The organism is Frateuria terrea (genome assembly GCF_900115705.1).
Taxonomy (GTDB): Bacteria; Pseudomonadota; Gammaproteobacteria; order Xanthomonadales; family Rhodanobacteraceae; genus Frateuria_A; species Frateuria_A terrea.
The window spans coordinates 37,350-61,184 of sequence record NZ_FOXL01000008.1 but is presented as its reverse complement, the minus strand read 5'-3'; the positions used below and the strand labels follow the sequence as shown (position 1 = coordinate 61,184).

Sequence of the window (23,835 nt, the reverse complement as noted above, 5' to 3'; positions counted from 1 at the left end):
CCATCACAGGCAAGCTCGAGATAACGGCATGGACAAAGTGCGAGTACTGGTAGTCGACGATTCCGCACTGGTGCGCAAGCTCCTGTCGACCATGCTTGCCTCCGATCCGCGTATCGAGGTGGTCGGCACGGCGGCCGACCCACTGATCGCGCGCGACAAGATCAAGCAGCTCGAGCCCGACGTGCTCACGCTCGACGTCGAGATGCCGCGGATGGACGGACTGACCTTCCTGGAAAACCTGATGCGGCTGCGCCCGATGCCGGTGGTGATGGTGTCCTCGCTGACTGAGCAGGGCGCCGAGGTCACCCTGCGTGCGCTGGAACTGGGCGCGGTGGACTTCTTCGCCAAGCCCGCCAGCGACCTGGCCGGCACTTTCGCCGGCAGCGCGCAGGAGATCTGCGCCAAGGTGGTGACGGCGGCACGCTCCAAGCCGCGTGCGCGAACCGCGGTGCGCAAGCTGGACGTGGCGCCGCGGCTGTCCGCCGATGCCGTGCTGCCGCTGTCGCAGTCGGCCGGCACGCGCGGTGGCAGTCCGATCATCGCCATCGGCGCCTCCACCGGCGGCACCGAGGCGATCCGCGTGGTGCTGGAAGCGATGCCGCCGGATGCGCCGCCGATCGTGATCACCCAACACATCCCTGCCGCCTTCAGCGGCCCGTTCGCCGCACGCATGGACCATTGCTCGGCGATGCGCGTGTGCGAGGCGCACGACGGCCAGCCGATCCAGCAGGGCCACGCGTACATCGCCCCCGGCAGCCAGCACCTGCTGGTGATGTGGGACGGTGCCAAGCACGTCTGCCGCCTGCACGACGGCCCGCCGGTGAACCGCCACAAGCCCTCGGTCGACGTGCTGTTCCGCTCGATGGCGGCCAGCGTCGGCAAGGCCACCGTCGCCGCGCTGCTTACCGGCATGGGTGACGACGGCGCTCGCGGGCTGCTGGAACTTTCCCAGGCCGGTGCCGCCACGCTGGTGCAGGACGAGGATTCCTCGGTGGTGTGGGGCATGCCGGGCGCCGCCTTCAAGCTGGGCGCCGCACGCGAAGCCCTGCCGCTCGACCAGATTGCCGCGCGCCTGCTCAGGCTGGCGCGCCAACCCCTCGACAGCGCCCCGCGCGTCGCCGCCCTTTGATCGCGGAAGCAATTCCATGAACGCCATCCTCTCCTTCTTCCATACCCGCCACCTGATCGGGTTTTCGGCCAGCGCCATCGCGCTGCTGGCCAGCCTGTTGTGGCATCCGGTGTGGCTCGCTCCGCTGCTGGTGATCGCACTGGCCGCGGCCTGGATCGTCGAGGCCCGCCAGACGGCGGCCAAGGTCGCGGCCGAGGGGCCGGTCGAGATCGACAGCACGCCGGTTCGCGAGGCGCTGGAAGACGTCCGCAGCGCGCTGGTCGACGAGCTCGGCCATGCCACGCGCGAACTGCACCAGGGCCTGGACCTGTTGCGCGACGCCGTGCAGGAGCTGGGCGGCGGCTTCGACGGCCTGTCGCAGAAGACCGGCCTGCAGCAGTCGCTGCTCAAACAGATCATCGACGTGCAGAACGGCGGCGTGTCGGTGCAGGATTTCGCCGCGCGCACCGGCGACCTGCTGGAACATTTCGTCGGCATGATCGTGCAGATGTCGCGCGAGAGCCTGCGCATCGTCTACCGCATCGACGGCATGGCCAAGGAAATGGACGCCGTGTTCGGGTTGCTGAAGAACGTCAACACGATCGCCGAGGAAACCAACCTGCTGGCGCTCAACGCCTCGATCGAGGCGGCGCGCGCGGGCGAGTCCGGCCGCGGCTTCGCGGTGGTCGCCGGCGAGATCCGCAACCTGGCCAGCAACTCCAACCAGTTCAACGAGCAGATTGGCAGCCACGTCGAGCGCGCCCGCACGGCGATGGAGCAGCTGCGCGGCCTGGTCGGCACCATGGCCTCGCAGGACCTGAACGTCGCGCTGTCGGCCAAGGGCGGCATCGACGCGATGATGGCCCACGTTACCGAGTCCGACGCGCGCACCAGCGCGGTGGCCGACCAGGTGGTCGAGATCAACCGAGGCCTGGGCAGCGACGTGTCCACCACCATCCGCTCGCTGCAGTTCGAGGACATCCTGAGCCAGTTGCTGCAGCAGACCCGCACGCGCCTGGTCGAGCTGCAGGAGATCACCGCCGATTGCACCCGCGACATCGAGGAACTGGCCTGCAGCAAGATCGACGCCGAGGCGCTGGAAGCCCGCGCGCAGCGCGTGCGCGCCCGCCTGGCGATCCAGCGTGAGAAGGCCCGCCTGCGTTCGCGCGGCCCCGCGCTGCAGAGCTCGATGGATGCCGGCGAGATCGAACTCTTTTAAGGACCCTGCACCATGAGCATCAACGTCCACCACGACAGCGACACCGACTGCCTGACCCTGCACCTGGGCGAGCACTTCGACTTCAGCGTGCACCGCGACTTCCATGACGCCTGCCTGGGCTCCGGGATCAAGGCGCGCAGCTACGTGATCGACCTGGGCGAGGTCACCTGCATGGACAGCTCCGCGCTGGGCATGCTGCTGCTGCTGCGCGAACACGCCGGCGCCGACCGCGCCGAGATCCGCATCGTCAATGCCCGCGACGAACTGCGCGGCACGCTGCGCGTGGCCGGCTTCGACAAGCTGTTCGTCCTGCACTGACGCCGTCGCTCCCTCTCCCGGGAAGGGGAGGGAGCAGGGCGGGATCACCCAAGCCGCCGCGCGATCCCGTAGAACACCAGGTTGCCGACGCCCGTGGCCACTGCCAGCACGGCCACCAGGCCGGGGGTCAGGTCCTGCCAGCCGAACGCCTGGATCAGCGCGAAGCCGATCCCCAGCGCGACCAGCACCACGCCCCAGTGCAGCGAAGAATGCCGCCGGCGCAGCTCCTCGCTCTGCAGCACCGAGCGCACCAGTTCCTCCGAGCCGCCGACGGTGACCATCTGCCGGCGCACGCGTGCGTCGACGACGACCTTGATGGCGTAGGTGATGCAGATGAACAGCGTGATGGGAATGAGGTCGCCGAGATTCATGGGTCCTGCTCCTGTGGTTGGGGTTCGGTGCAGGAGAGACGGCGGGCGTCCGCACGGTTGCACCCGAAGACACTTGCAACCGTTTGCCCGTGGCGCGTATCCCATGGGCGATGGATGAGCGCTCAACCAACCTGGACCGTGAACTGGTCGACGCCGTGCTGCGCGGCGCGCCCGGTGCCTTCGAGCGCCTGGTGCGCGACTACCAGGGCCTGTGCTGGCACATCATCCACCGCATGGTGCGCCATCCGGAGGACGCGCGGGAGCTGTGCCAGGAGACCTTCCTGCGCGTGCACCAGTGCCTGCACCAGTACCGCTACGAAAGTGCACTGAAGTCCTGGATCGGGCAGGTCGCCTATTCGATCGCGCTGCGCCACCTGCAGCGCAAGCGCATCCCGCTGCTCGAGCCGGCCGCCGACGGGGACGTCCCTTCCCCGCTGGAAAACCTGGGCGACGACTTCGACCTGGAGCAGGCCTTCGGCGATGCCCAGGTCGCGCGCCGCCTGCACGATGCCATCGACGCGCTGCCGCCGGTGCAACGCACGGTACTGACGCTCTACCATCTGGAGGAGGCCAGCATTCCGGAGATCGCCATGATCACCGGCCTGGCCTCCGGCACCATCAAGAGTCACCTGTTCCGCGCACGCCTGCGCCTTCGCACCGTACTGGAAGGCCGGCTGGGAGTTGCCGTATGAACCACGATCCCCGTTTTCCCCTGCCCGACGACGATGCGCGCGAATGGTCCGCGCAGGAGCGTGCGCTTGCCGAGGAGCGCGCCGGCCTGGCGCCGCAGGAGGGTGATCCGCAGCTGCGCAGCTATCGCCTGGTGGCCCACGCCCTGGCGCAGCCGCTGGACGAGCAGCTGCCGCCCGACTTTGCCCGCAGGCTGGCGCAGCAGGTGGAACGGGCCGCCGCCCGACCGGCTGACACCCGCCTGGAAGGCAACCTGCTCGTGCTGCTTGTCGGGGCGATGGTGCTGTCCGGGCTGGCCGCCACGTTGATATATGGCGCCCAGTGGCTGCCCTCGCTCGATCAGGGGACGGCCGGCGCCCTGCTGGCCAAACCCTGGGTCTGGGCGTTGGCGGCGTGTCTGGGCCTGTCGCGCCTGTCCCGGCATTGGCTGCAGCACCCCGACCAGACTGCCTGATGCGGCTTGAGCCCCTCTTTCCCTCGAGGGAGAGGGCAGGGCGAGCCGGGTGGGGCTCGCGGCCATGCCGGTGGCGGAAGATGCCTCTCCAAATCCATTCTGCTCGAGGCCCGGGGCCGCTCGCCACCGAAGGGGAGAGGGAGCCAAACGCACCTCCTAGCCCAGAGGTCATGCACGCACCCTTGCCGCTTCACCGCTATCGTGGGCGCCTGTTTCAACAGCGGAGCAATGCAATGCAAGCGATGCGATGGATGGTGGTGACCGCGTTCCTGTGCGGTTCGGCGGTAAGCGCGGGCGCGTTCGCGGCGGCGGCCCAGCAGGGCAAGGCGCCGGCGGGCATCCCGGTGGGCCATGCGATGGGCGTGGACCTGGCCGGCATGGACCACTCGGTCAAGCCCGGCGACGATTTCGACAACTACGCCAACGGCAACTGGCGCAAGACGGCGGTGATCCCGGCCGACCGCGCGAGCACCGGCATCTTCCTGCAGGTGTTCCAGAAGGCCGAGAAGCGCAACGCACAGATCATCCGCGACGCTGGCGCCAGCCATCCGGCCGCCGGCAGCAACCAGCGCAAGATCGCCGACTACTACGCCGCGTTCATGAACACCGCGGCGATCGAAAAAGCGGGCCTCTCGCCGCTCAAGCCGGAGCTGGACAAGGTCGCCGCGATCCGCACGCGCACCGACCTCTCGCGCGTGCTCGGCGGCCAGCTGCGTGCCGACGTCGACCCGATCAACGCCACCAACTGGCAGACCGAGCACCTTTTCGGCCTGTTCGTGACCCAGGGCCTGGAAGACCCCTCGCACAACATCGCCTACCTGCTGCAGGGTGGCCTGGGGATGCCCAGCCGCGACTACTACCTCAAGGACGACGCGGAGATGGCCGGTTTCCGCGACAAGTACAAGGCGTACATTGCCGCCACCCTGCAGCGTGCCGGCATCGCCGACGCGCCGGCCAAGGCGCAGGCGATCTTCGGACTGGAGATGAAGATCGCCAAGGCGCAGGCCAGCCTGGTCGAGAGCGAGGACGTGCACAAGGCCAACAACCCGTGGCCGCTCGGCGCGTACGCGCAGAAGGCGCCGGGCATGGACTGGAACGCGTATTTCGAGGCGGCGGGCCTGGCCGGCCAGCCGGTGGTCGACGCCTGGCAGCCCGACGCGATCAAGGGGCTTTCCGCGCTGGTCGCCAGCGAGCCGCTCCAGACCTGGAAGGACTACCTCACCTTCCATACCATCAACGAGAGCGCCGGCCTGCTGCCCAAGGCCTACGCCGATGCCAGCTTCGAGTTCTACGGCCATACCCTCACCGGTACGCCCAAGCAGCGCGACCGCTGGAAGCGCGCGATCGGCGCGGTCAACAACGACCTGGGCGACGCAGTCGGACAGATCTACGTCAAGAAATACTTCCCGCCCGCGTCCAAGCGCCAGGTGCAGGACATGGTCAAGAACATCCTGGCCGCGTTCGACGAGCGCGTGGACCAGCTCGACTGGATGACCGCCGCCACCAAGCAGAAGGCCAAGGCCAAGATCGAGTCGCTGAAGGTCGGCGTGGGCTACCCGGAGACCTGGCGCGACTACAGCGCACTGGTGATCAAGCCGGGTGATGCGCTGGGCAACCACCTGCGCGCCGTCGAGCAGGAATACCGCCACCAGAAGGCCAAGCTCGGCCAGCCGGTCGACCGCGGCGAATGGTGGATGACCCCGCAGACCGTCAACGCGGTGAACCTGCCGCTGCAGAACGCGCTGAATTTTCCGGCGGCTATCCTGGAAGCGCCGTTCTTCGATCCCAAGGCCGACGCGGCCGCCAACTACGGATCGATCGGCGCGGTGATCGGCCACGAGATCAGCCACAGCTTCGACAACACCGGCGCCGAGTTCGACGCGCAGGGCCGACTGGCCAACTGGTGGACGCCGGAGGACCTGGCCCACTTCAAGGCCGCCGGGCAGAAGCTGGTCGAGCAGTACGACGCGTACGAGCCGCTGCCCGGTCTGCACATCAACGGCCAGCAGACGCTGGGCGAGAACATCGCCGACGTGTCGGGATTAACCGCCGCCTGGATCGCCTACCACAAGTCACTCGGCGGCAAGCCGGCTCCCGTGATCCAGGGCCTGACCGGGGATCAGCGCTTCTTCCTGGCCTTCGGGCAATCCTGGCGCAGCAAGACCCGCGATGCGGCGCTGCGCCAGCAGGTGATCACCGACGTCCACGCGCCAGGCCGCTATCGCGCGCAGACGGTGCGCAACATCGACGCCTGGTACAAGGCGTTCGATCCGAAGCCTGGCCAGAAGCTTTATCTGGACCCCAAGCAGCGCGTGCACATCTGGTAGCAAACCCGAGCGCCCTTTCCCTCTTGGGAAAGGGCTGGGGTGAGGAGCCGGGGCGGCTTGCGAAGGTGCCGTCATCGGCGCAAACCCATCCCATCCCAGGCATCCCCTTGAAAGGGTGCAGCCAAAAGCAAAAAGGCCCCAACCGGGGCCTTTTTGCTGGGTGCATCCAGTCCGATGCTTACCAGGTACGCACGCTGGCCACGCCGGCAGTGAAGCTCTGCATGTCCGACTGATAGCGGAACAGCCGGCCCAGGTCGAACTCGACCGACTGGCCCGGGGCGATGTTGGCCGTGCCGGCCGGCCAGCCCTTCTTGCTCGCCAGCACCTTGCCGCTGGAATCCTTCGCATCGATGGAGATCTGCGCTGCTGCGGCCTCGGCGCAGTGGTTCACCAGCTGGCCCTTCAGGCTCAGGCGGCCGCCGCTGGCGGCGATCTTGAAGTCCTGCACGGCAAAGTCGGTCGGCGAGCAGGCGGCGTGCGCCGCCATCGGCGCGAGCAGGAACAGGGCGGAGGCGAGCAGGATTTTCATGGCGGATTCCGTGGCGTTAGGGATGTCGATAGGAGGCGACACCCCCGGAATCGGCCGGCCTGCCGGAATCTTTAGCCCGCGTCGGGGGGCTGGCTCCCGGCCTGCTGCGCGTGCTCCAGGAACCACAGCCCGGCGAACAGTTTCGGATCGACCGAGTAGCCCTCCGCCGCGCGGGCGAACAGCCAGGTGCCGGCCTCGCGACGCGGCACCGCGTGCACCACGATGTTTTCGGTCTCGTCGCCGCCACCGTCACCGACCCGGACCAGGTCGTGGGCGCGCACGAAAGCGATCGTCTCGGTGCTCATGCCCGAGGAGGAGGGGCCTTCGTGGATGAAATCGATCCGTCCGCAGCGGTAGCCGGTTTCCTCCTCCAGCTCGCGCGCGGCGGCCAGCAGCGCGCTCTCGTCGGCCTGCGACGCCAGGTCGCCGACCAGCCCGGCCGGCATCTCGATGGTGCGCCTGAGGATCGAGACCCGGTACTGCTCGACGAACAGCACGCAGTCGTCCGGCGTGACCGCCACGATGATTACCGCGCCGCCGGGATTGTTGCGTTCGGCGTATTCCCACCGCCCGCGCTTGCGCAGGCTGAGCCAGCGACCCTGGCAGAGGGTTTCCACGGGTGCGTGGGCGTCGGCGGGGATGTCTTTGGGATCCATCGACGTAGGTTAGCGCAGCGCCGCGTGCGCGGATGGCGACTACGCGCACGGGGCCGATGCCGATGGACGCTCACACGACCGGGCAGGGAACATGGGCACTCCGAGCAGGCGGCCCATTACAACCGGGGCATCGCCTACGAGCGGCATCATCAGTTCGATGCTGCCCGCAGGGACTTCATCGCTGCCCACAACCAAGGCCTGCGCACCGATCCCTTGAACGACCGGCTGGTCGCCTACGGCTTGGCAAAGGACACGCCCTAGCGGCTCAGCCCAGCGCCAGCGCGTGCAGGCGCGAACGCGTCAGCGGACCGAAGCGCAGCTGCTCGCACAGCGCCTCCAGCTGTCCACTGCCGGCCTGCCGGCGCAACGCATCGGCTGTAGGCGCCACCGGTGCATCCAGCGCGATGCGGGTCAGCCGGCGGTACAAAAGTGCCAGCTCGGCATGTTGGCGCAGGCGCGCGGCGCAGGCGGCGGCGCCGCGGATGCGCAGGAACGCCACTTCCTCGACCCGCTCCAGCAGCACGTCCAGGCTGCCGAAATGCGCAAGCAGGGCGGCGGCGGTCTTGGCGCCGATGCCCGGCACGCCGGGGATGTTGTCCACCGCGTCGCCGCACAGCGCCAGGTAGTCGGCGACCTGGTGCGGATGCACGCCCAGCTTCTCGTGCACGCCGGCCGGTCCCCAGCGCACGTTGCGGGCGAAGTCCCACTGTTCGTCGCGCTCGCCCAGCAGCTGGCCGAAGTCCTTGTCGGCCGAGACGATGACGCTGTCCAGGCCGTGCCCGCGCAGGCTCCACAACGCGCTGCCGATCAGGTCGTCGGCCTCGTAGCTGTGGTCGATCATCACGCTCACGCCCACCGCTTCGGTGATCGCGCGGCACAGCACGAACTGGCGCTCGAGCTCCGGCGGCGGCAGCTCGCGATTGGCCTTGTAGGCCGGGTAGATGGCGTTGCGGAAAGAGCTGGTCAGCGAGGCGTCGAAGGCCACCGCCAGGTGTTCGGCGCGGGTTTTCTCGAGCAGCTCGCAGAGGAACCGGGTATAGCCGTGCACCGCATTGACCGGGTGGCCGTCGGCGTCGTGGAACTGGTCGGGCATCGAATGCCAGGCGCGGAAGACGTACAGGCTGCCGTCCACCAGGTGGACGGCGCCGGGCGTTGCGGTCACGGCATCCATGGAGAGAACACCTCCTGCACCGTTGGTCGGTCGCGGTCGGGCACCTCGATCTGCGGTGTACCGATGTGCACGAAACCGATCACCCGCTCGTTGCCGGCCAGCCGCAGCAGCGCGGCGACCTCGGCGTCGTAGGCAGCCCAGCCGGTCAGCCACTGCGCACCGTAGCCCAGCGCATGCGCGCCCAGCAGCAGGTTGTAGGCCACGCAGCCGGCGGCGATCTCCTGCTCGATCGGTGGCACCTTGCTGTCGGTGGTTACCCGCGCGACCACCACCAGCACCAGCGGGGCGAAGCCGTAGCGGGTGCGCTCCTTCTCGCGTTTGGCCTCGGACAGGGCGGGATTGCGCGCAGCGATGGCAGCCAGGCGGTCGCCGAAGATCTGCTTGGCGTCGCCGCGCAGTTCGATCAGGCGGAACGGCACCAGCTTGCCGTGGTCGGGCACGCGCACCGCGGCCTCCAGCAAGGCATGCAGCTCGGCGCCCTCCGGACCGGGCGCGCCGAGCTGGCGCGAAGGGGTGGAGTGGCGTTGCATCAACAGGTCGAGCGCAGGGGGCATGGGCGGGATACGGCAGGCGGGTCGTCCATGATACCCCCGGGCTGGCGCCGCCCCTGGAGAACCATTGGCGAACCTCGGTACCTCGCCGTTGCAGGTGTTCGTCAGGGCAGGCGGAACGACCCGGGCAGCAGGGTGCCGACAGTGGTTTCCTCCATCGCGCCGGCGAGGTTGCCGAGCAGCACCGGCATGGTGCCGTCGCACAGCTCAGCCATCACCTGGCGGCAGGCGCCGCAGGGACTGACCGGGCCGGGCGTGTCGGCGATCACCGCCAGCTGCACGAAATCGCCGGGCCGGCAGCCCGCCGCCACCGCGCTGAAAAGTGCGGTGCGCTCGGCGCAGTTGCACAGGCCATAGGCCGCGTTCTCCACGTTGCAGCCGGTGAAGGTGCGGCCGTCGCGGGTGCGCACCGCGGCACCCACCTGGAACTTCGAGTACGGCGCATAAGCCTGTTCGCGTGCTTGGCGAGCCGCGGACATCAACGGGTCGACGACGGGAAGGGGCATCGGTGTGGACACAAGGGATCTCCCTGGACAGACCCCGTGCGCGCCAGCCGTGGCGCTGCCGGTGGGCCAGTCTACTGCGGCCGGCGAGGCGCCGGTCAAGCGGGCGTGCTTGCGGCCGCGGGCGTTGGGCTAGGATGAACGCTCCAGGTCCCGGGGGAGCCGTATGACGATTACCGTGGGTGCGTTGCGCGAGGCGGCTGCCGGGGAGCGGCGGGTAGCGATCACGCCCGAGGTGGCCAGGAAGCTGCACGGCAAGGGCGTGCGCGTGCTGCTGGAGCACGGTGCGGGCGAGGCGGCCGGTTTTCCCGACCAGAGCTATGCCGAAGCGACCTTCGCCGATGCGCAACAGGTGTTGGCGCAGGCCGACCTGCTCGCCTGCGTGCTGCCGCCGGTCGATGCGGTGTTCGAACAGATGCGCGAGGGCGCGACGGTTGTCGGCCAGCTGCGCCCGCACGGCGCGGCCACGCGCATCGCGGCGCTGGGCAGGCGCAAGCTCACCGCCTTTGCGCTGGAGCTGCTGCCGCGCACGACCCGCGCGCAGGCGATGGACGTGCTCAGCTCGCAGGCCGCCGTGGCTGGCTATCGCGCCATGCTGATCGCCGCCGAGGCCTGTCCGAAATTCTTTCCCATGCTGACCACCGCCGCCGGCACCATCCGCCCTTCGCGCGTGCTGGTGATCGGCGCCGGTGTCGCCGGCCTGCAGGCGATCGCCACGGCGCGCCGTCTCGGCGCGCAGACCGAGGGCTACGACGTGCGCCCCGAAACGCGCGAGCAGATCGAGTCGCTGGGCGCGAAGTTCCTCGACCTGGGCGTCAGCGCGGCCGGCACCGGCGGCTACGCGCGTGAGCTTTCCGTCGAGGAGCGCGCCGCGCAGCAGCAGGCTTTGGCCGATCACCTGAAGGTGGTCGACGTGATCGTCACCACGGCCGCGGTTCCTGGCCGACCCGCACCGAAAATTCTCACCGCGGCGATGGTCGGCGGCATGAAACCTGGCGCGCTGATCGTGGACCTCGCCGCCGAGGGCGGCGGCAATTGCGAGCTGACGCGGCCCGGCGAACGCGTGGAGCACGCGGGCGTGACGATTCTCGGGCCGCTGAACCTGCCCGCCGGCGCGCCGCTGCACGCGTCGGAGATGTATGCGCGCAACGTTTACAACTTCACGGAGCTGCTGCTGCGCGATGGCGCGATCGCTCCGGACTTCAGCGACGAGCTGGTGGCGCGCACCTGCCTGAGCCACGGCGGCGAGCCTCGCTTCCAGGGATAGTCGAAGCCCGCAGGGGAGTTGATGGGAGCGACCCGTGATGCCCGTTGTCGCAAGAGTGGCGCTTCACCCCGGTCCTCCTCGCCGGAGGGAAAGGGCGCAGTGGCGCACAAAAGGACGACTTGGCACGCCGGTCAGTGGTGCGGAGGGGCAGGTGGCCCAGGCGGTGGGGGGGGCGGCGACGGGCGGTCCAGTCCGCGCAACCGCTGCTCGATCGTCTGCGAGCGCCACTGCCGCAACAGCCGTTCGCGCTGGTCCGGCGGCATGTGCTGGAAACGCTCGTAGGCCTCGTGCAGGCGCTCGCGCTGTTGCGGCGGCAGGCGGTGGAACTTGTGCATGTTGTCGCGGGCGCGCTGGCGTTCCTCGGGCGTCATCTTCTGCCAGCGGGCAATGCGCTGGCGGATCTCCTCGCGCCGGTCCGGCGGCAGGGTGACCCAGTGCTCGGCACGCCTGAGCATGTGTGCCTGCTTGCGCGGCGGCATCGCGTTCCACTCCTCGCGCAGGGGCGCCAGGACGTCCTGCTGGGCTGGATCCAGACTTTCCCAGGGACGCGGTGCCGATGACGCAGAGGCGGACGGGCGCGCCGGCGCGTCCTGCGCATGCAGCGGCGCCAGGGTGGCCAGGGCGAGCAGCAGCGGTAGCCGTGCGAAGCGGATCATGGTCAGTGTTGTGCCTTGGTGCGGTCGTTGGCGGCCAGCCAACCGTAGAAATCCAGGTTCTGGTACAGCTGCGGGTCGGCGCTGTCGGCATCCGGCGGCAGGTCGCTGTCCGCATCCGTGGCCGGCACCGCCGAAGCCGCGTGCGGCGAAGCCTGGTCGGCATGGCGCAGCGGTTGCCAGATCATCAGTGTGGCCAGCGCGAGCACGGCAAATGCGCCAGCCGGCAGCAGCAGGCGGGAGGCAAGCCTCGGAGATGCCGGATGCATGGCCTCGAGCGCCTGGCGGCGGGCTGCGCGAAGGCGCCCGGCGGTGGCCGGGTCGAGCTGCCGGCTGGCCTCCTGGTAAAGCGTGCGCGCACGGCGGACGAGCGTCTCGGGATCGTGCAGGTTGAGGTCTCGCTGATGGGAATTGCGATGGTCGAGATCGGGCTTGCCAGGATCGGGCGTCATCGCCAGTCCTCCAGTTGGTCGCGCAGGTGGTGCATGGCGCGCGACAGATGGGTTTTCACGCTGCCTTCGGAGCAGCCCATGGCCTGGGCGGTCTGCGCCACGTCCAGGCCCTCGAGCATGCGTAGCAGGAACGCCTCGCGCTGGCGCTGCGGCAGGCGCTGCACCGCGGCGGAGAGATCGCCCCACGATTGCGAATCGTGCAGGCGCTGCAGCGGGCCGGGCGATGGATCGGGCGGCTCCCAGGCAGGCAGGTCCTCGCCGTCCGCGTCGCGCCCGCCGAGCCAGCCGACCACGATCGAGCGCACCTTGCGGCGGCGCTGCAGGTCGACGATGCGGCGGCGCAGGATGCCCCAGAACAGCGGCGTCCATTCCTGCGCCGGCTTGTCCCGGTAATGCTTGACCAGTCGCAGCATCGCGTCCTGCACCGCGTCCAGCGCGTCCTCGCGATGGCCCAGTTGCAGCTCGGCCAGGCGGAAGGCGCGGCGTTCAACGTCGGCCAGAAAGGCATCAAGTGTCGCCGGGACGGCGCGCGCGTCCGTCGCCAGCAGGTCGCTGTCGAGGGTGCCGGCGAGGCTGTTCATGGCGTCGCTGTCCGCGTCATCGGCGCTCGGTCCCGGTTCCGGTTCGGTCGGGTGCTTCAACGCGGCAGGCTCGCACGGGTTGACGCGCAACCGTATGATGCGCAAACCGCTCGACCGGATGCGCGGACAGGGGAAGGGGTCATGCTCGACGGGTTCCTGGCGCTGTATGTCTTCATGCTCGCGGCCTTCACCGGTTACGAGATCATCGCGCGGGTGCCGGTGATCCTGCACACGCCGCTGATGTCCGGCTCGAACTTCATTCACGGCATCGTACTGGTCGGCGCGATGATCGCGCTGGGCCACGCGCAGACGTCGCTGGAGATCGGCATCGGCTTCGTCGGGGTGCTGCTCGGCGCCGGCAACGCGGCGGGCGGCTACGTGGTGACCGAGCGCATGCTGGAGATGTTCAAGTCCAGCCGCCCGGGCCGTGGGGAGCCACGCTGATGGCCTGGCTGCCCGGGGCGATCAGGGCCTGCTATTTCCTCGCCGCGTTGCTGTTCATCCTGGGCCTGAAGCGCATGAGCTCGCCGCGCAGCGCGCGCGCGGGCATCGTGTGGGCAGGCGTGGGCATGGCGCTCGCGGTGGCCGCGACCTTCGCGCTGCCGGGGCTCGGCCATCGCGGGCTGATCCTGGCCGCGCTGTCGATCGGCACGGCGGCGGCGTGGTGGTCGGGCCGGCGCGTGGCGATGACGGCGATGCCGCAGATGGTGGCGCTCTACAACGGCATGGGCGGTGGCGCCGCGGCGGCGATCGGTGCCGTCGAACTGGTGGGCTTTGCCGGCGCAGCGGTCACCCTGCTGGATGGCCGGAGCTTCACCGCCGACGGCCAGGCGCCGGGAACTGCGCAGCTGTCGCTGGCGGTATTGGGCGCCTTGATCGGCGCGGTCAGCTTTTCCGGCTCGCTGGTGGCCTTCGCCAAGCTGCAGGGCTGGCTGGACCGGCGCTTCACCTTTTCCGGCCAGCGCGTGGTGAACCTGCTGGTGCTGGCGCTGGCCATCGTGCTCGGCGCCATGCTGGTGGGCGGCAGGCTGACGCCACCGCTGATCGCCGGCTTCTTCGCGCTGGCGCTGTTGTTCGGACTGATGATGACGCTGCCGATCGGTGGCGCCGACATGCCCGTGGTGATCTCCCTGTACAACGCATTCACTGGTCTGGCGGTGGCGTTCGAAGGCTTCGTGCTCGGCAACGAGGCGATGATCATCGCCGGTACGGTGGTGGGCGCGGCCGGCACGCTGCTCACGCAGCTGATGGCCAGGGCGATGAACCGTTCGCTGGGCAACGTGTTGTTCGGCAACTTCGGCGCCACGACGGGTGCGGCGCAGGCAATCGCAGGCGCGCAGAAGCCGATCGAGGCATCCGACGCCGCGGTGATGATGGCCTATGCCGAACGCGTGGTGATCGTGCCGGGCTACGGCATGGCCGTGGCGCAGGCGCAGCACAAGGTGTGGGAGTTCGCGCGGTTGCTGATCGAACGCGGGGTGAAGGTGAAGTTCGCCATCCACCCGGTGGCCGGCCGCATGCCCGGCCACATGAACGTGCTGCTGGCGGAGGCCGGCGTTCCGTACGACCTGATCGCCGACATGGACGAGATCAATCCCGAATTCCCCAGTACGGACGTGGCGCTGGTGATCGGCGCCAACGACGTGGTCAATCCGCTGGCCAAAACCGACCCTGCCTCGCCGATCTACGGCATGCCGATCCTGGACGTGGCGGCGGCGAAGAACGTCATCGTGGTCAAGCGCGGCAAGGGCACCGGTTTCGCCGGCATCGAGAACGCACTGTTCTATGCCGACAACGCACGCATGCTGTATGGCGACGGCCAGGCCGTGGCGGGCGAACTGGTGGCAGCGCTCAAGACGCTGGATGCCTGAGTTCGCAGCGCGGGAAGAGGCTCACGCGCGGGGCTTGGGGCGGCGGCTGGCGACCCAGGCGGCCAGCAGTGCGCCGGCTGCGGCGAAGGCGATATCCGCCGGACGCAGCGCCAGTTGCGCCAGCGTCCACAACATGGGCAGGCCCGCCTCGCGCAGCGTGTCGAGCAGGCCGATGCCCATCGATCCCGCGATGCGCGCTGCGGCGGTGAGCACCTCCACGTAGATCGCCGCGAGCACGGTCGCCCCTGCCGCCATGGCGGCAGCCAAGCGTCCGGCCGGGCGTACCCAACTGCGCACGGCCAGCGCGAGCAGCCCACCGGCGACCAGCGCCAGCGCAGGGAGCGGGCGCTGCAGCGCCATCGTCGGCAGCATCCACACCGCGCCTGCGGCGAGGCCGAGCATGGCGGCGCTGAAGGCGGCGAAGAGCAACGAGATCAGGCGCACGGACGGCGCCCACGCTGCGGCGGAAAGTCGAGAGGCATGGTTTCCCTGCGGCTCCTGGGCAAACGGGCATGATACCGCGCACAGCCGCCCATCCGGCCGCAGGCGACGGCTTGCTTCCTTGAGATCGGCCGCGCGGGCCTGATCTTGATCAGCGGGCGGTGTCGCCGGCGCGGCATAATAGAGTGCTTCGCCGCAGCGTCCCCCGCGGCTTCGTCGGATGATCGGCAGGATCGGCATGAGTGGTTTCAGTCTGAGCAGCGAACCCTTCACCCTGGAGCGCGACTGCGCGGCGGTGATGGTGCCGCAGGGCGAGAGCGTGATGCTCCCGGCCGGGCAGATCGGCTACATCACGCAGGCCCTGGGCGGCAGCTTCACCGTCTACGTCGAGGGCAACCTGTTCCGCATCGCCGGCGACGACGCCGACGCGCTGGGCAAGGAACCGCCGCCGCCGATCGAGCTCGCCGCCGACGCCAGCGACGAGGACGTCGAAAAACTCGTCTGGCAGCAACTGCGCACCGTGTTCGATCCGGAAATTCCGATCAACGTGGTGGAACTCGGACTCGTTTACGACGTATCGATCGAGGCATCCCAAGCCGGCGCGCGCAAGGTCTACGTCAAGCTGACGCTGACTGCTCCCGGCTGTGGCATGGGCGACATCCTGGTAGACGATGTGCGCACCAAGCTCGAGCTGATTCCCACGGTTGCCGAGGCGGACGTCGACCTCGTGTTCGATCCGCCGTGGAACCATTCGATGATGTCCGACGCCGCCAAGCTCGAGACGGGCATGCTCTAGTCGGAACACATCGACCCATCGCAAAAAAGCCCGGTTCGACCGGGCTTTTTTGTGCCCTCTGCGAGCGAAGGCCAATACGCCGTACGCGGCATGCTGACGCGGTTTTCGCGCGGCTATAACACCGACGATCACAGTTCGGATTCATAGGAAAAATTCACCCTTGCCCCTTCGCAACTTCCTACTTAATGTCGACGAATCCGTTGGCGGGGAGGTTGACGGATGGTCCTGCAGCGACGCCAGGGAGTCCCGCGTCGCTCTCGCATGAACAAGCCTGCGTGCTGCTCCCCTCAGGGATGAAAGGGGAGGGAGATGGCGCGAACGGGATGCAGCAAGGACCGTTGGCAAAACCATGGTGCCGTGCCCGACACGGCGAATTCACGCATGGGGTCCAAGCGGCCGCATCAGGGTCGTTCGCCCCGAATTTCTCTCTTATGGAGTACCTGAAATGCCTAGCGATATCCGTCTCAAGCTCCTGGTTGCCGCCATCGGCATGGCCTGCGCCTCGGCCGCCATGGCAGCGAACAGCGAGCACGTGAACGTGCAGAATCTCGGCGCGGTGCCGGCCGGCAGCCTCGCATCGCGCCTGAACCTGGGTGCGAACATGTCGCTGTCCGCACGCAGTACCGCGCAGCTGCCCAACGGCAAGCAGGTCGTGCGTCAGCAGCAGATGTACCGCGGCGTGCCGGTCTACGGTCGCAGCGTTGCGGTGGTGCAGGATGTGCATGGCAACACGCTGCGCGCCAGCGGCGAGGTGATGAAGCTGCCGGCCAACCTGGCCGCGCCGCTGTCGGTCACGCCGAAGCTGAGTGCCGCCCAGGCGATCGCCAGGTTGCAGGCCCACGCGCACACCACGCTGCAGGCTGGTGCCGCGATCAGCAACAAGAAGGCCGACCTGTTTGTCTATCCGCAGGAGAACGGCTCGCCGCGGCTGGTCTATCGCACTTCCTACTTCGTCGGTGGTCAGCACCCGAGCCGCCCGACCGCGATCGTCGACGCCCAGACCGGCGAAGTGATCAAGAGCTGGGAGGGCCTGACCGACGCCACCGCCAATGGCCCCGGCGGCAACCAGAAGACCGGCGAGTACTACTACGGCACCGACTACGCCGCGCTGCAGGTCACCCAGTCGGGCAGCACCTGCTACCTGCAGAACACCAACGTGGTGACCTACAACCTCAACCACGGGACCAGCGGCGGCACGCTGGTGAGCTTCACCTGCCCGACCAGCAACACCGACCCGATCAACGGCGCCTACTCGCCGGTCAATGACGCGCACCACTTCGGCGGCGTCGTGCACGACATGTACGTGGCCTACACCGGCGCGCCACCGCTGAACATGCAGCTGCGCATGAACGTGCACTACAGCAGCAACTACGAGAACGCGTTCTGGAACGGCTCGTCGATGAACTTCGGCGACGGCGCCAGCACGTTCTACCCGCTGGTCTCGCTGGACGTGACCAGCCACGAGATCAGCCACGGCTATACCGAACAGAACTCGGCACTGGAGTACAGCGGCCAGTCCGGCGGCATGAACGAGGCCTACTCGGACATCGCGGGTGAAGCGGCCGAGTTCTACGATCGCGGTGCGGCGGACTTCCTGGTCGGCGCGGACATCGTCAAGGCCAGCGCCGGCATCGGCGACGCCTTGCGCTACATGTGCAACCCGCCGCAGGACGGCGGCTCGATCGACAACGCGTCGCAGTACTACAACGGCCTGGACGTGCACTACTCCTCGGGCGTGTACAACAAGGCGTTCTGCCTGCTCGCCAAGACCAGCGGCTGGGACGTGAAGAAAGCCTTCCAGGTATTCCAGCTGGCCAACAAGTCGTACTGGACCGCGACGACCGACTTCAACAACGGCGCCTGCGGCGTGGAGTCGGCCGCCACCGACCTCGGCTACACCAAGAACGACGTCATCACCGCCTTCAACGGCGTGGGCGTGAACTGCCCGGGCAGCGGCGGCGGTGGTGGTGGCGGTGGCGGTGGCACCACGGCGCTGAGCAATGGCGTACCGGTCAGCGGTGTGTCCGGCGCCTCCGGGGCGGACAACGACTTCAGCATCCAGGTGCCGGCCGGCGCCAGTAACCTGGTGATGTCGATCTCCGGCGGCAGCGGCGATGCCGACCTGTACACGAAGTTCGGCTCCGCCCCGACCCTGAGCAGCTACGACTGCCGTCCCTATCTCACCGGCAACAACGAAAGCTGCACGGTCTCGGCGCCGCAGGCGGGCACCTACTACATCAAGGTGCACGGCTACTCGTCGTATTCCAGCGTGACGGTGAAGGCTTCCTACGGTACCGGCGGTGGCGGCAGCGGTGGCCTGCAGAACGGCGTGCCGGTGACCGGCATCTCCGGTTCGACCGGCACCAAGAAGTACTACACCGTGACGGTCCCCTCGGGCAGCTCCCTGACGATCGCGATGTCGGGTGGCACGGGCGACGCCGACCTGTACGTGAGAAAGGGTTCCAATCCCACCACGAGCACCTATGACTGCCGCCCCTACCGCACCGGCAACAGCGAGTCGTGCAGTTTCAGCAGCGCATCAGGCACGTACTACATCATGATCAACGGCTACACCTCGTTCTCGGGCGTGTCCCTGAAGGCGACCTGGTAATCCGCCTCCCGCGCCTGGCGCAAGGATCGGTTGCGCCGGCACGTGTGGTTGGCGGTGAAAAAGGCTCGGCCATTGGCCGGGCCTTTTTCTTTTGGCATGGGCGGACTGCAACAGCATGGATATTGAAAAGTCGGACGCGGGCGGCAACGAATTTACATGCGACCTAAATAGAAAATAAATCGAAAGATAATGCGCATGTAAATACATGATGAATATCTTCGTTCGGGTATTTTTCCTATTGACCGATTATTTTACGAGGCCCTAATTTCGACGGGTCGACCGCCATGGCAGGCAGCCGGCATCCGTCGGCGGCACCTGCACCAGAACGCGGGCGCCTCCTTCAACAGCGCAGCGTGACGCTCCAGGGAAAGGGGGGAAAGCGTCCGTTCGAAGGCGGGATCGCTGCAATCAACCAAGGCGCCGCACGCGTGCGGCAATTCGCATGGGGTCGGCCGACCGCATCGGTGTCGCTCGGCCCGCAAAAAGACAGGAGTTCGACATGGCAACAGATGTTCGTATCAAGCTGCTGGCGGCCGCGCTGGGCATGGCGGTCGCCGGTTCGGCCGCGGCCGTTACCCAGCCGGCGATGGTCACGCTCGGCCACGTTCCGCAGCTGCATCGCGACGAGGCGGTCGTGGGACAGCTTCCGGCCTCGCAGCCGCTGCACATCGAGGTGGCGCTGAAACTGCGCAACCAGGCCCGGTTGCAACAGTTCATTGCGGCGGCGCATTCGCCCAGCCTGCTGGTCGCACAGCGCCACATGACCCCGCAGCAGTTCCGCGCCAGCCATTCCCCGACGCAGAGCCAGGCCGACGCGGTCGCCAACTACCTGCGGCAGGCCGGCTTCAGCAACGTGCAGATCGCCCCGAACCGCCTGCTGGTCTCGGCCGACGGCAGCGCCGACGTGGCCGCCGCCGCCTTCGGCACGCATTTCGCCCAGGTGCGCGACAAGCACGGCCGCGCCGCCTTCATGAACACCAGCGAGCCGCGTGTGCCGGCTTCGATTGCCGACAGCGTGCTGTCCGTCATCGGTCTGCAGAACGTGCACCAGGCGCATACGGTCGTGCAGTTCCATGGCAATGGCCTGAGCCCGCAGGCGGTGACCGGCCACAACCCGACCGAGTTCGCGTCGATCTATGGCGGCAGCGGCGCGCCAACCGGCGCGGGCGTCACGGTGGGAATCATCACCCAGGGCAGCCTCAGCCAGACCATCACCGACCTCAACACCTTCACCTCGAACAACGGGCTGGCGACGGTCACCACGCAGACCATCAACACCAACGGCACCAGCTCGGACACCAGCGGCGTCGGCGAGTGGAACCTGGACAGCCAGGACATCGTGGGCATGGCCGGCGGCCAGGTCGGCAAGCTGATCTTCTACAACATCCCCACGCTGTCCAACGCCAACCTCACCGCCGACATCAACAAGGCAGTCTCGGACAACACGACCAAGATCATCAACGTGTCGCTGGGTGAGTGCGAAACCGACGCCCAGGGCGACGGCTCGGCTGCGGCGCAGGATCAGGCCTTCCAGCAGGCGGTCGCGCAAGGCCAGACCTTCTCGATCTCCACCGGCGACAGCGGTGCCGACGAATGCGGCACCGGCGGCACCACGCCGAGCTGGCCGGCGGCCTCGCAGTATGTGATCGCCGTGGCCGGAACCAAGCTCGACGCCTCCACCACCACCTGGAACGGCGAAACCGTGTGGAACGAGCTTTCCATCAATGAAGGCGCCACTGGCGGCAGCGAGAGCACCTTCGAACCCAAGCCGAGCTGGCAGACGCTGTGGTCGGGCAGCCATCGCGGCGTGGCCGACGTGGCCTTCGACGGCGATCCGCAATCCGGGTCCAAGGTGATCGTGAATGGCTCGATCCAGCAGATCGGCGGTACCAGCCTGGCTGCGCCGCTGTTCTCGGGCTTCTGGTCGCGCGTGATTGCCGCCAAGGGCACCGGCGTGGGTTTCGCCGGCCCGCTGATCTACCAGCTGCCCGCCTCCGACTTCCACGACATCACCTCGGGCAACAACAACGGAGAAGCGGCCGGCGCAGGTTACGACCTTGCCAGTGGCCGCGGCAGCATCATCATGGCCAACGCGATCACCGACCTCGGCGGTGGGGGCGGCACCAACAACCCGCCGGTGGCGAACTTCGGCGACGTCGCCAGCGGCCTGACGGTGAACTTCACCGACAGTTCCACCGACAGCGACGGCACCATCGCCTCGCGCTCGTGGAACTTCGGCGATGGCACCAGCTCGACCGCGACCAACCCGAGCCACACCTACGCCGCGGCCGGCACCTACAACGTCACCCTGACCGTGACCGACAACGACGGCGCCAGCAACAGCAAGACCCAGGCGGTGACCGTCAGCGGCGGCGGTGGCGGCAGCAGCCAGCTGCTCGGCAACACCGGCTTCGAGACCGGCTCGGCTGCACCGTGGAGCGCCAGCAGCGGCGTGATCGACAGCAGCAGTGCGGAACCGGCGCATCAGGGCTCGTGGAAGGCGTGGATGGATGGCTACGGCAGCAGCCATACCGACACGGTGTCGCAGCAGGTCAGCATTCCCGGCGGCAAGACCTCGGCCACGCTGCAGTACTACCTGCACATCGACACGGCCGAGACCACCAGCTCGACCGCGTACGACAAGCTGACCGTGCAGGTGCTCAACAGCTCCGGCACGGTGCTGGGCACGCTGGCGACCTTCTCCAACCTCAACAAGGTCTCCGGCTATGCCGTGCACACGGCCAACCTGTCCAAGTACATCGGGCAGACGGTGACCCTGCGCTTCGAGGGCACCGAGGATGTTTCGCTGCAGACCTCGTTCGTGCTCGATGACGTGACCCTCACCGTGCGGTGAGGCTGCGCCGGGGCCCTTGCAGTCAGGTCCCGGCGTCCTTTTCCGAAGGCAATCCAATACGCCCGGCATGGATCATGCCGGGCGTGTTTCATTTAAGCAGAGAAAATGCGTCAGGCAGTGCCGGGATTAGCGCGCAGGAAGTTACGTCAGCCACATCCCATATACGTCAATGAACGCGTGCGCGAACGCGATCATGTTTTGGAAACTTCATATGGCTTCTGTTGGCGCAGGCACATGGGCGGTTCGCCCGGCCGCATGGAAAGCCGGCGGCTTCCTGCCGTGGCCCGGCATCGAGGGGGCTGCCTCCTCGTCGCCGAGAACTACCCGCTCGGCGCTTCGTGTTCGATGGTGACGGCGGCCACACAGCGACGCGTACGGCGAGGCCGCCTCGCGGCGGTCTCTCGTTGCACCTGCAACCAACCGCTCAGGCCTGCTCGAAGCGGTTCGCGTCGCGGTTCTTGCGCACCTTGGCCGGATCCCACACGCGCCCGTTCATGGCGATGTAGACGCCATCGGGCAACGTCTGCACCGCGGCGACCGCGCAGCCGATGTTGAACACCGCATCGGAGCCCTGGAAGCGCGCGGGGTTCAGCGCGCCGGTCAGCACGATCACCTTGCCCGGGATGGAGGCCAGTTCGCGAGCGGTCTCGACCATGGTGTCGGTGCCGTGGGTCACCAGCACGTGCCGGTGCGGCTGCGCCTCGATGGTCGAGCGCACCAGCGCGCGGTCCTCGGCGCCCATGTGCAGGCTGTCCTTGCGCAGGATCGGGATCACGTCGAAGGCGAACGCGACGCCCAGCTGGCTCAGGATCTCGCCGATCTGCGGCGCGCCAATCTTGTAGTCCGACTTGTCGTCGAAGTAGATCTTGTCGATGGTGCCGCCGGTGGTGACGATCGAAAGGTGCTGCATGGCCGGGATCGATGGGGAAAGGCCGCAAGTTTAGCGGTACCTGGCCGGCGATGTGCCGCGGCTACGCACGGCATACGGGCGGGGGGATCTCCCGCAGCTGTACGGGCGTTCACATTCGGAAAAAGTTTGCGATGGCCATCAAGAAACCGGTGGCTGACGCTACGGCCGAGCTTGCTGGCCGACGTGAAGGGCATGCATCTTTTCCGTGAGCTTCGCGTCAACGAAGCCGCATCCCGAACGGACGCGCCCATCTCGAGCCTGCAGGTTCCGACCCCCATGAGTCATCTTCTCCGTACCCGCTTTTCCCTGATCCAGAAGCCGCTGGCGCTGGCCGCTGCCACGCTGCTCCTGTCGGCCATCGCGCTGCCGGCGGCAGCCACCAACTGGTGGAACCCCACTCCCGCGCTGACCATCGGCACGGCCTCCGTCAACGTCCGCGACAAGGGCGCGCTCGGCAATGGCGTGCACGACGACACGGCCGCCTTCCAGGCCGCGGTCAACGCGCTACCGAGCACCGGCGGCACGGTGGTGGTGCCGCCGGGTACTTACATGATCAACGCGCTGACCTCGGTCAGGCTGCGCTCGAAGATGCGCCTGCAGCTCGATCCCCTGGCCCAGGTCAAGGCGATCGCCAACAGCAGCGACCGTTACATCATGTTCAAGCTGTGGAACCTCAACAACGTCGAGATCACCGGCGGCCAGATCATCGGCGAGCGCGTGGCGCACGTAGGGACCACCGGCCAGTGGGGCTACGGCGTGGCCATCCAGGGTTCCTCCAAAGTGTTCGTGCACGACATCAGCATTTCCAATTGCTGGGGCGATGGCATATTCATCGGCACTGCCACGTCCGGCACCACCACGGTGAAGGCGAGCGACGTGACGCTGAACCAAGTGGTGTCCACCAACAACCGGCGCCAGGGCCTGTCGATCACGCCGGCGCAGCGCGTGTACGTGGTCAACAGCACCTTCACCGGGCAGAACGGCACCGCGCCGCAGGCGGGCATCGACATCGAACCGGGCAAGCTGGGCGCCACCTACGTGCGCATCGAGAACAGCAACCTGTCCAGCAACGTCGGCAACGGGCTGGAAATGCACGCCTACGTGGCCAACCTGGACGTGGTCGGCAGCACGCTCAAGAACAACCACGGCTACGGCGCGCTGTCGGTGAGTGCGACGTTCGGCAACCTGGTGGGCAATACGTTCAACCAGAACGGGCTGGCGGGTGTCGGCCTCAACAGCACCACGCACGACTTCGCCGTGGTGAACAACTCGATCACCTTCAACAGCACCCGCTACGTCAGCCCGACCTCGACCAAGGGTTCGGCCACGCGTGACCTGTCGGTGGCCTCGACCACCAGCAACATCACCCTGTCGGGCAACCTGCTCACCGGGCAGTAAGCGCACAGCGGGCAACGAGAGCTGCCAGACGATAGGAAAGCCCGGCCTTGCGCCGGGCTTTTCCTTGGGTGCGCCGCGTCGCCGGACGCACGGCGGCGACGGAT

The 23,835-nt window shown here is 67.8% G+C and carries 24 protein-coding genes; 13 read left to right on the top strand and 11 right to left on the bottom strand.

Translation table 11 applies throughout. From position 1 onward, the window contains the following. The first annotated feature begins 28 nt into the window (after positions 1 to 28). The 3 genes from BMZ38_RS14375 to BMZ38_RS14365 are packed head-to-tail and all read left to right on the top strand — an operon-like array spanning position 29 to position 2,645. Positions 29 to 1,129, top strand: coding sequence for a protein-glutamate methylesterase/protein-glutamine glutaminase (locus tag BMZ38_RS14375; protein WP_091339154.1), 1,101 nt, complete (start codon positions 29 to 31; stop codon positions 1,127 to 1,129). A gap of 16 nt (positions 1,130 to 1,145) precedes the next feature. Next, the gene (locus tag BMZ38_RS14370) at positions 1,146 to 2,327 is read left to right on the top strand and encodes a methyl-accepting chemotaxis protein (protein ID WP_091339151.1); all 1,182 of its coding nucleotides are present in this window, start codon (positions 1,146 to 1,148) and stop codon (positions 2,325 to 2,327) included. A gap of 18 nt (positions 2,328 to 2,345) precedes the next feature. Then, positions 2,346 to 2,645, top strand: a complete 300-nt coding sequence (locus BMZ38_RS14365; protein WP_091339555.1) for an STAS domain-containing protein — start codon at positions 2,346 to 2,348, stop codon at positions 2,643 to 2,645. Positions 2,646 to 2,689: 44 nt separating this feature from the next. Here BMZ38_RS14365 and BMZ38_RS14360 read toward each other — a convergent pair whose 3' ends face one another. Continuing rightward, complete coding sequence (locus tag BMZ38_RS14360) at positions 2,690 to 3,016, bottom strand: DUF6249 domain-containing protein (RefSeq protein ID WP_091339149.1); 327 nt, start codon at positions 3,014 to 3,016, stop codon at positions 2,690 to 2,692. A 110-nt stretch (positions 3,017 to 3,126) separates the two neighbouring features. On the opposite strand from BMZ38_RS14360, the gene BMZ38_RS14355 reads away from it, so the two are divergent. The 3 genes from BMZ38_RS14355 (at position 3,127) to BMZ38_RS14345 (ending at position 6,487) form a co-directional block, all read left to right on the top strand. After that, on the top strand, positions 3,127 to 3,708 hold the full coding sequence (locus tag BMZ38_RS14355) for an RNA polymerase sigma factor (RefSeq protein ID WP_091339146.1): 582 nt from the start codon (positions 3,127 to 3,129) through the stop codon (positions 3,706 to 3,708). After that, positions 3,705 to 4,160, top strand: a complete 456-nt coding sequence (locus BMZ38_RS14350) for a hypothetical protein (protein ID WP_091339143.1) — start codon at positions 3,705 to 3,707, stop codon at positions 4,158 to 4,160. Before BMZ38_RS14355 ends, BMZ38_RS14350 begins: the two co-directional genes overlap by 4 nt. Before the next feature lie 233 nt (positions 4,161 to 4,393). Next, complete coding sequence (locus BMZ38_RS14345) at positions 4,394 to 6,487, top strand: M13 family metallopeptidase (RefSeq protein ID WP_091339140.1); 2,094 nt, start codon at positions 4,394 to 4,396, stop codon at positions 6,485 to 6,487. A 178-nt stretch (positions 6,488 to 6,665) separates the two neighbouring features. On the opposite strand, the gene BMZ38_RS14340 is transcribed toward BMZ38_RS14345, so the two are convergent. The 5 genes from BMZ38_RS14340 to cdd all read right to left on the bottom strand — a co-directional run bounded on the left by BMZ38_RS14340 (position 6,666) and on the right by cdd (position 9,900). Next, positions 6,666 to 7,016, bottom strand: a complete 351-nt coding sequence (locus BMZ38_RS14340) for a hypothetical protein (RefSeq protein WP_091339137.1) — start codon at positions 7,014 to 7,016, stop codon at positions 6,666 to 6,668. Between the two features lie 71 nt (positions 7,017 to 7,087). Then, positions 7,088 to 7,672 (bottom strand): NUDIX hydrolase, encoded by a 585-nt coding sequence (locus BMZ38_RS14335; protein ID WP_091339134.1) that lies wholly within the window; start codon positions 7,670 to 7,672, stop codon positions 7,088 to 7,090. 265 nt (positions 7,673 to 7,937) lie between these two features. Beyond that, entirely contained in the window at positions 7,938 to 8,843 is a 906-nt protein-coding gene (locus tag BMZ38_RS14330; RefSeq protein WP_091339132.1) for a 5'-3' exonuclease, read from the bottom strand. Beyond that, complete coding sequence (locus BMZ38_RS14325) at positions 8,831 to 9,397, bottom strand: nitroreductase family protein (RefSeq protein WP_091339130.1); 567 nt, start codon at positions 9,395 to 9,397, stop codon at positions 8,831 to 8,833. The genes BMZ38_RS14330 and BMZ38_RS14325 overlap by 13 nt, the downstream gene beginning before the upstream one ends. 101 nt (positions 9,398 to 9,498) lie before the next feature. After that, on the bottom strand, positions 9,499 to 9,900 hold the full coding sequence (gene cdd / locus BMZ38_RS14320; RefSeq protein ID WP_091339127.1) for a cytidine deaminase: 402 nt from the start codon (positions 9,898 to 9,900) through the stop codon (positions 9,499 to 9,501). A gap of 163 nt (positions 9,901 to 10,063) precedes the next feature. Between cdd and BMZ38_RS14315 the strand changes: the two genes are divergently transcribed. Then, positions 10,064 to 11,164, top strand: a complete 1,101-nt coding sequence (locus BMZ38_RS14315; protein ID WP_091339124.1) for an NAD(P) transhydrogenase subunit alpha — start codon at positions 10,064 to 10,066, stop codon at positions 11,162 to 11,164. A gap of 131 nt (positions 11,165 to 11,295) precedes the next feature. Here BMZ38_RS14315 and BMZ38_RS14310 read toward each other — a convergent pair whose 3' ends face one another. From BMZ38_RS14310 to BMZ38_RS14300, 3 genes are read right to left on the bottom strand one after another with little or no spacing between them, the layout of a single operon-like run. Next, complete coding sequence (locus BMZ38_RS14310; RefSeq protein WP_091339121.1) at positions 11,296 to 11,820, bottom strand: DUF3106 domain-containing protein; 525 nt, start codon at positions 11,818 to 11,820, stop codon at positions 11,296 to 11,298. A 2-nt stretch (positions 11,821 to 11,822) separates the two neighbouring features. After that, on the bottom strand, positions 11,823 to 12,269 hold the full coding sequence (locus BMZ38_RS14305) for a DUF3619 family protein (RefSeq protein ID WP_245747255.1): 447 nt from the start codon (positions 12,267 to 12,269) through the stop codon (positions 11,823 to 11,825). Further along, on the bottom strand, positions 12,266 to 12,850 hold the full coding sequence (locus tag BMZ38_RS14300; RefSeq protein WP_091339547.1) for an RNA polymerase sigma factor: 585 nt from the start codon (positions 12,848 to 12,850) through the stop codon (positions 12,266 to 12,268). Before BMZ38_RS14300 ends, BMZ38_RS14305 begins: the two co-directional genes overlap by 4 nt. 141 nt (positions 12,851 to 12,991) lie before the next feature. Here BMZ38_RS14300 and BMZ38_RS14295 point away from each other — a divergent pair, with 141 nt between their 5' ends. Next, complete coding sequence (locus BMZ38_RS14295) at positions 12,992 to 13,294, top strand: NAD(P) transhydrogenase subunit alpha part 2 (RefSeq protein WP_091339118.1); 303 nt, start codon at positions 12,992 to 12,994, stop codon at positions 13,292 to 13,294. Continuing rightward, positions 13,294 to 14,721, top strand: a complete 1,428-nt coding sequence (locus BMZ38_RS14290; protein WP_091339116.1) for an NAD(P)(+) transhydrogenase (Re/Si-specific) subunit beta — start codon at positions 13,294 to 13,296, stop codon at positions 14,719 to 14,721. Before BMZ38_RS14295 ends, BMZ38_RS14290 begins: the two co-directional genes overlap by 1 nt. A 21-nt stretch (positions 14,722 to 14,742) precedes the next feature. Here the strand turns inward: BMZ38_RS14290 and BMZ38_RS18010 are convergent, their stop codons facing one another. Then, positions 14,743 to 15,402 carry a hypothetical protein gene (locus BMZ38_RS18010; RefSeq protein ID WP_245747256.1) on the bottom strand — a complete coding sequence of 220 codons (660 nt, stop codon included), beginning with the start codon at positions 15,400 to 15,402 and terminating at the stop codon, positions 14,743 to 14,745. On the opposite strand from BMZ38_RS18010, the gene sufT reads away from it, so the two are divergent. The 3 genes from sufT to BMZ38_RS14270 all read left to right on the top strand — a co-directional run bounded on the left by sufT (position 15,401) and on the right by BMZ38_RS14270 (position 21,423). Continuing rightward, positions 15,401 to 15,958: a putative Fe-S cluster assembly protein SufT gene (gene sufT / locus BMZ38_RS14280; protein ID WP_091339540.1), complete on the top strand. Its 558-nt coding sequence runs from the start codon at positions 15,401 to 15,403 to the stop codon at positions 15,956 to 15,958. The genes BMZ38_RS18010 and sufT overlap by 2 nt on opposite strands. 445 nt (positions 15,959 to 16,403) lie before the next feature. Continuing rightward, a complete protein-coding gene (locus BMZ38_RS14275; RefSeq protein WP_091339113.1) occupies positions 16,404 to 18,569 on the top strand; it encodes a M4 family metallopeptidase in 2,166 nt (721 codons plus the stop codon). Between the two features lie 499 nt (positions 18,570 to 19,068). Next, the gene (locus BMZ38_RS14270; RefSeq protein WP_091339110.1) at positions 19,069 to 21,423 is read left to right on the top strand and encodes a protease pro-enzyme activation domain-containing protein; all 2,355 of its coding nucleotides are present in this window, start codon (positions 19,069 to 19,071) and stop codon (positions 21,421 to 21,423) included. Between the two features lie 424 nt (positions 21,424 to 21,847). On the opposite strand, the gene BMZ38_RS14265 is transcribed toward BMZ38_RS14270, so the two are convergent. Beyond that, complete coding sequence (locus BMZ38_RS14265; protein WP_091339107.1) at positions 21,848 to 22,333, bottom strand: asparaginase domain-containing protein; 486 nt, start codon at positions 22,331 to 22,333, stop codon at positions 21,848 to 21,850. Positions 22,334 to 22,609: 276 nt separating this feature from the next. Here BMZ38_RS14265 and BMZ38_RS14260 point away from each other — a divergent pair, with 276 nt between their 5' ends. Beyond that, the gene (locus BMZ38_RS14260; protein ID WP_175483755.1) at positions 22,610 to 23,731 is read left to right on the top strand and encodes a right-handed parallel beta-helix repeat-containing protein; all 1,122 of its coding nucleotides are present in this window, start codon (positions 22,610 to 22,612) and stop codon (positions 23,729 to 23,731) included. Positions 23,732 to 23,835 lie beyond the last annotated feature (104 nt).

Excerpts from the sequence above, each read along its gene's own strand:
- BMZ38_RS14375 (WP_091339154.1), top strand. The coding sequence starts at position 29 with ATGGACAAAGTGCGAGTACTGGTAGTCGACGATTCCGCACTGGTGCGC.
- BMZ38_RS14370 (WP_091339151.1), top strand. The coding sequence starts at position 1,146 with ATGAACGCCATCCTCTCCTTCTTCCATACCCGCCACCTGATCGGGTTT.
- BMZ38_RS14360 (WP_091339149.1), bottom strand. The coding sequence starts at position 3,016 with ATGAATCTCGGCGACCTCATTCCCATCACGCTGTTCATCTGCATCACC.
- BMZ38_RS14355 (WP_091339146.1), top strand. The coding sequence starts at position 3,127 with ATGGATGAGCGCTCAACCAACCTGGACCGTGAACTGGTCGACGCCGTG.
- BMZ38_RS14350 (WP_091339143.1), top strand. The coding sequence starts at position 3,705 with ATGAACCACGATCCCCGTTTTCCCCTGCCCGACGACGATGCGCGCGAA.
- BMZ38_RS14345 (WP_091339140.1), top strand. The coding sequence starts at position 4,394 with ATGCAAGCGATGCGATGGATGGTGGTGACCGCGTTCCTGTGCGGTTCG.
- BMZ38_RS14340 (WP_091339137.1), bottom strand. The coding sequence starts at position 7,016 with ATGAAAATCCTGCTCGCCTCCGCCCTGTTCCTGCTCGCGCCGATGGCG.
- BMZ38_RS14335 (WP_091339134.1), bottom strand. The coding sequence starts at position 7,672 with ATGGATCCCAAAGACATCCCCGCCGACGCCCACGCACCCGTGGAAACC.
- BMZ38_RS14330 (WP_091339132.1), bottom strand. The coding sequence starts at position 8,843 with ATGGATGCCGTGACCGCAACGCCCGGCGCCGTCCACCTGGTGGACGGC.
- BMZ38_RS14325 (WP_091339130.1), bottom strand. The coding sequence starts at position 9,397 with ATGCCCCCTGCGCTCGACCTGTTGATGCAACGCCACTCCACCCCTTCG.
- cdd (WP_091339127.1), bottom strand. The coding sequence starts at position 9,900 with ATGCCCCTTCCCGTCGTCGACCCGTTGATGTCCGCGGCTCGCCAAGCA.
- BMZ38_RS14315 (WP_091339124.1), top strand. The coding sequence starts at position 10,064 with ATGACGATTACCGTGGGTGCGTTGCGCGAGGCGGCTGCCGGGGAGCGG.
- BMZ38_RS14310 (WP_091339121.1), bottom strand. The coding sequence starts at position 11,820 with ATGATCCGCTTCGCACGGCTACCGCTGCTGCTCGCCCTGGCCACCCTG.
- BMZ38_RS14305 (WP_245747255.1), bottom strand. The coding sequence starts at position 12,269 with ATGACGCCCGATCCTGGCAAGCCCGATCTCGACCATCGCAATTCCCAT.
- BMZ38_RS14300 (WP_091339547.1), bottom strand. The coding sequence starts at position 12,850 with ATGAACAGCCTCGCCGGCACCCTCGACAGCGACCTGCTGGCGACGGAC.
- BMZ38_RS14295 (WP_091339118.1), top strand. The coding sequence starts at position 12,992 with ATGCTCGACGGGTTCCTGGCGCTGTATGTCTTCATGCTCGCGGCCTTC.
- BMZ38_RS14290 (WP_091339116.1), top strand. The coding sequence starts at position 13,294 with ATGGCCTGGCTGCCCGGGGCGATCAGGGCCTGCTATTTCCTCGCCGCG.
- sufT (WP_091339540.1), top strand. The coding sequence starts at position 15,401 with ATGAGTGGTTTCAGTCTGAGCAGCGAACCCTTCACCCTGGAGCGCGAC.
- BMZ38_RS18010 (WP_245747256.1), bottom strand. The coding sequence starts at position 15,402 with ATGCCGATCCTGCCGATCATCCGACGAAGCCGCGGGGGACGCTGCGGC.
- BMZ38_RS14275 (WP_091339113.1), top strand. The coding sequence starts at position 16,404 with ATGCCTAGCGATATCCGTCTCAAGCTCCTGGTTGCCGCCATCGGCATG.
- BMZ38_RS14270 (WP_091339110.1), top strand. The coding sequence starts at position 19,069 with ATGGCAACAGATGTTCGTATCAAGCTGCTGGCGGCCGCGCTGGGCATG.
- BMZ38_RS14265 (WP_091339107.1), bottom strand. The coding sequence starts at position 22,333 with ATGCAGCACCTTTCGATCGTCACCACCGGCGGCACCATCGACAAGATC.
- BMZ38_RS14260 (WP_175483755.1), top strand. The coding sequence starts at position 22,610 with ATGAGTCATCTTCTCCGTACCCGCTTTTCCCTGATCCAGAAGCCGCTG.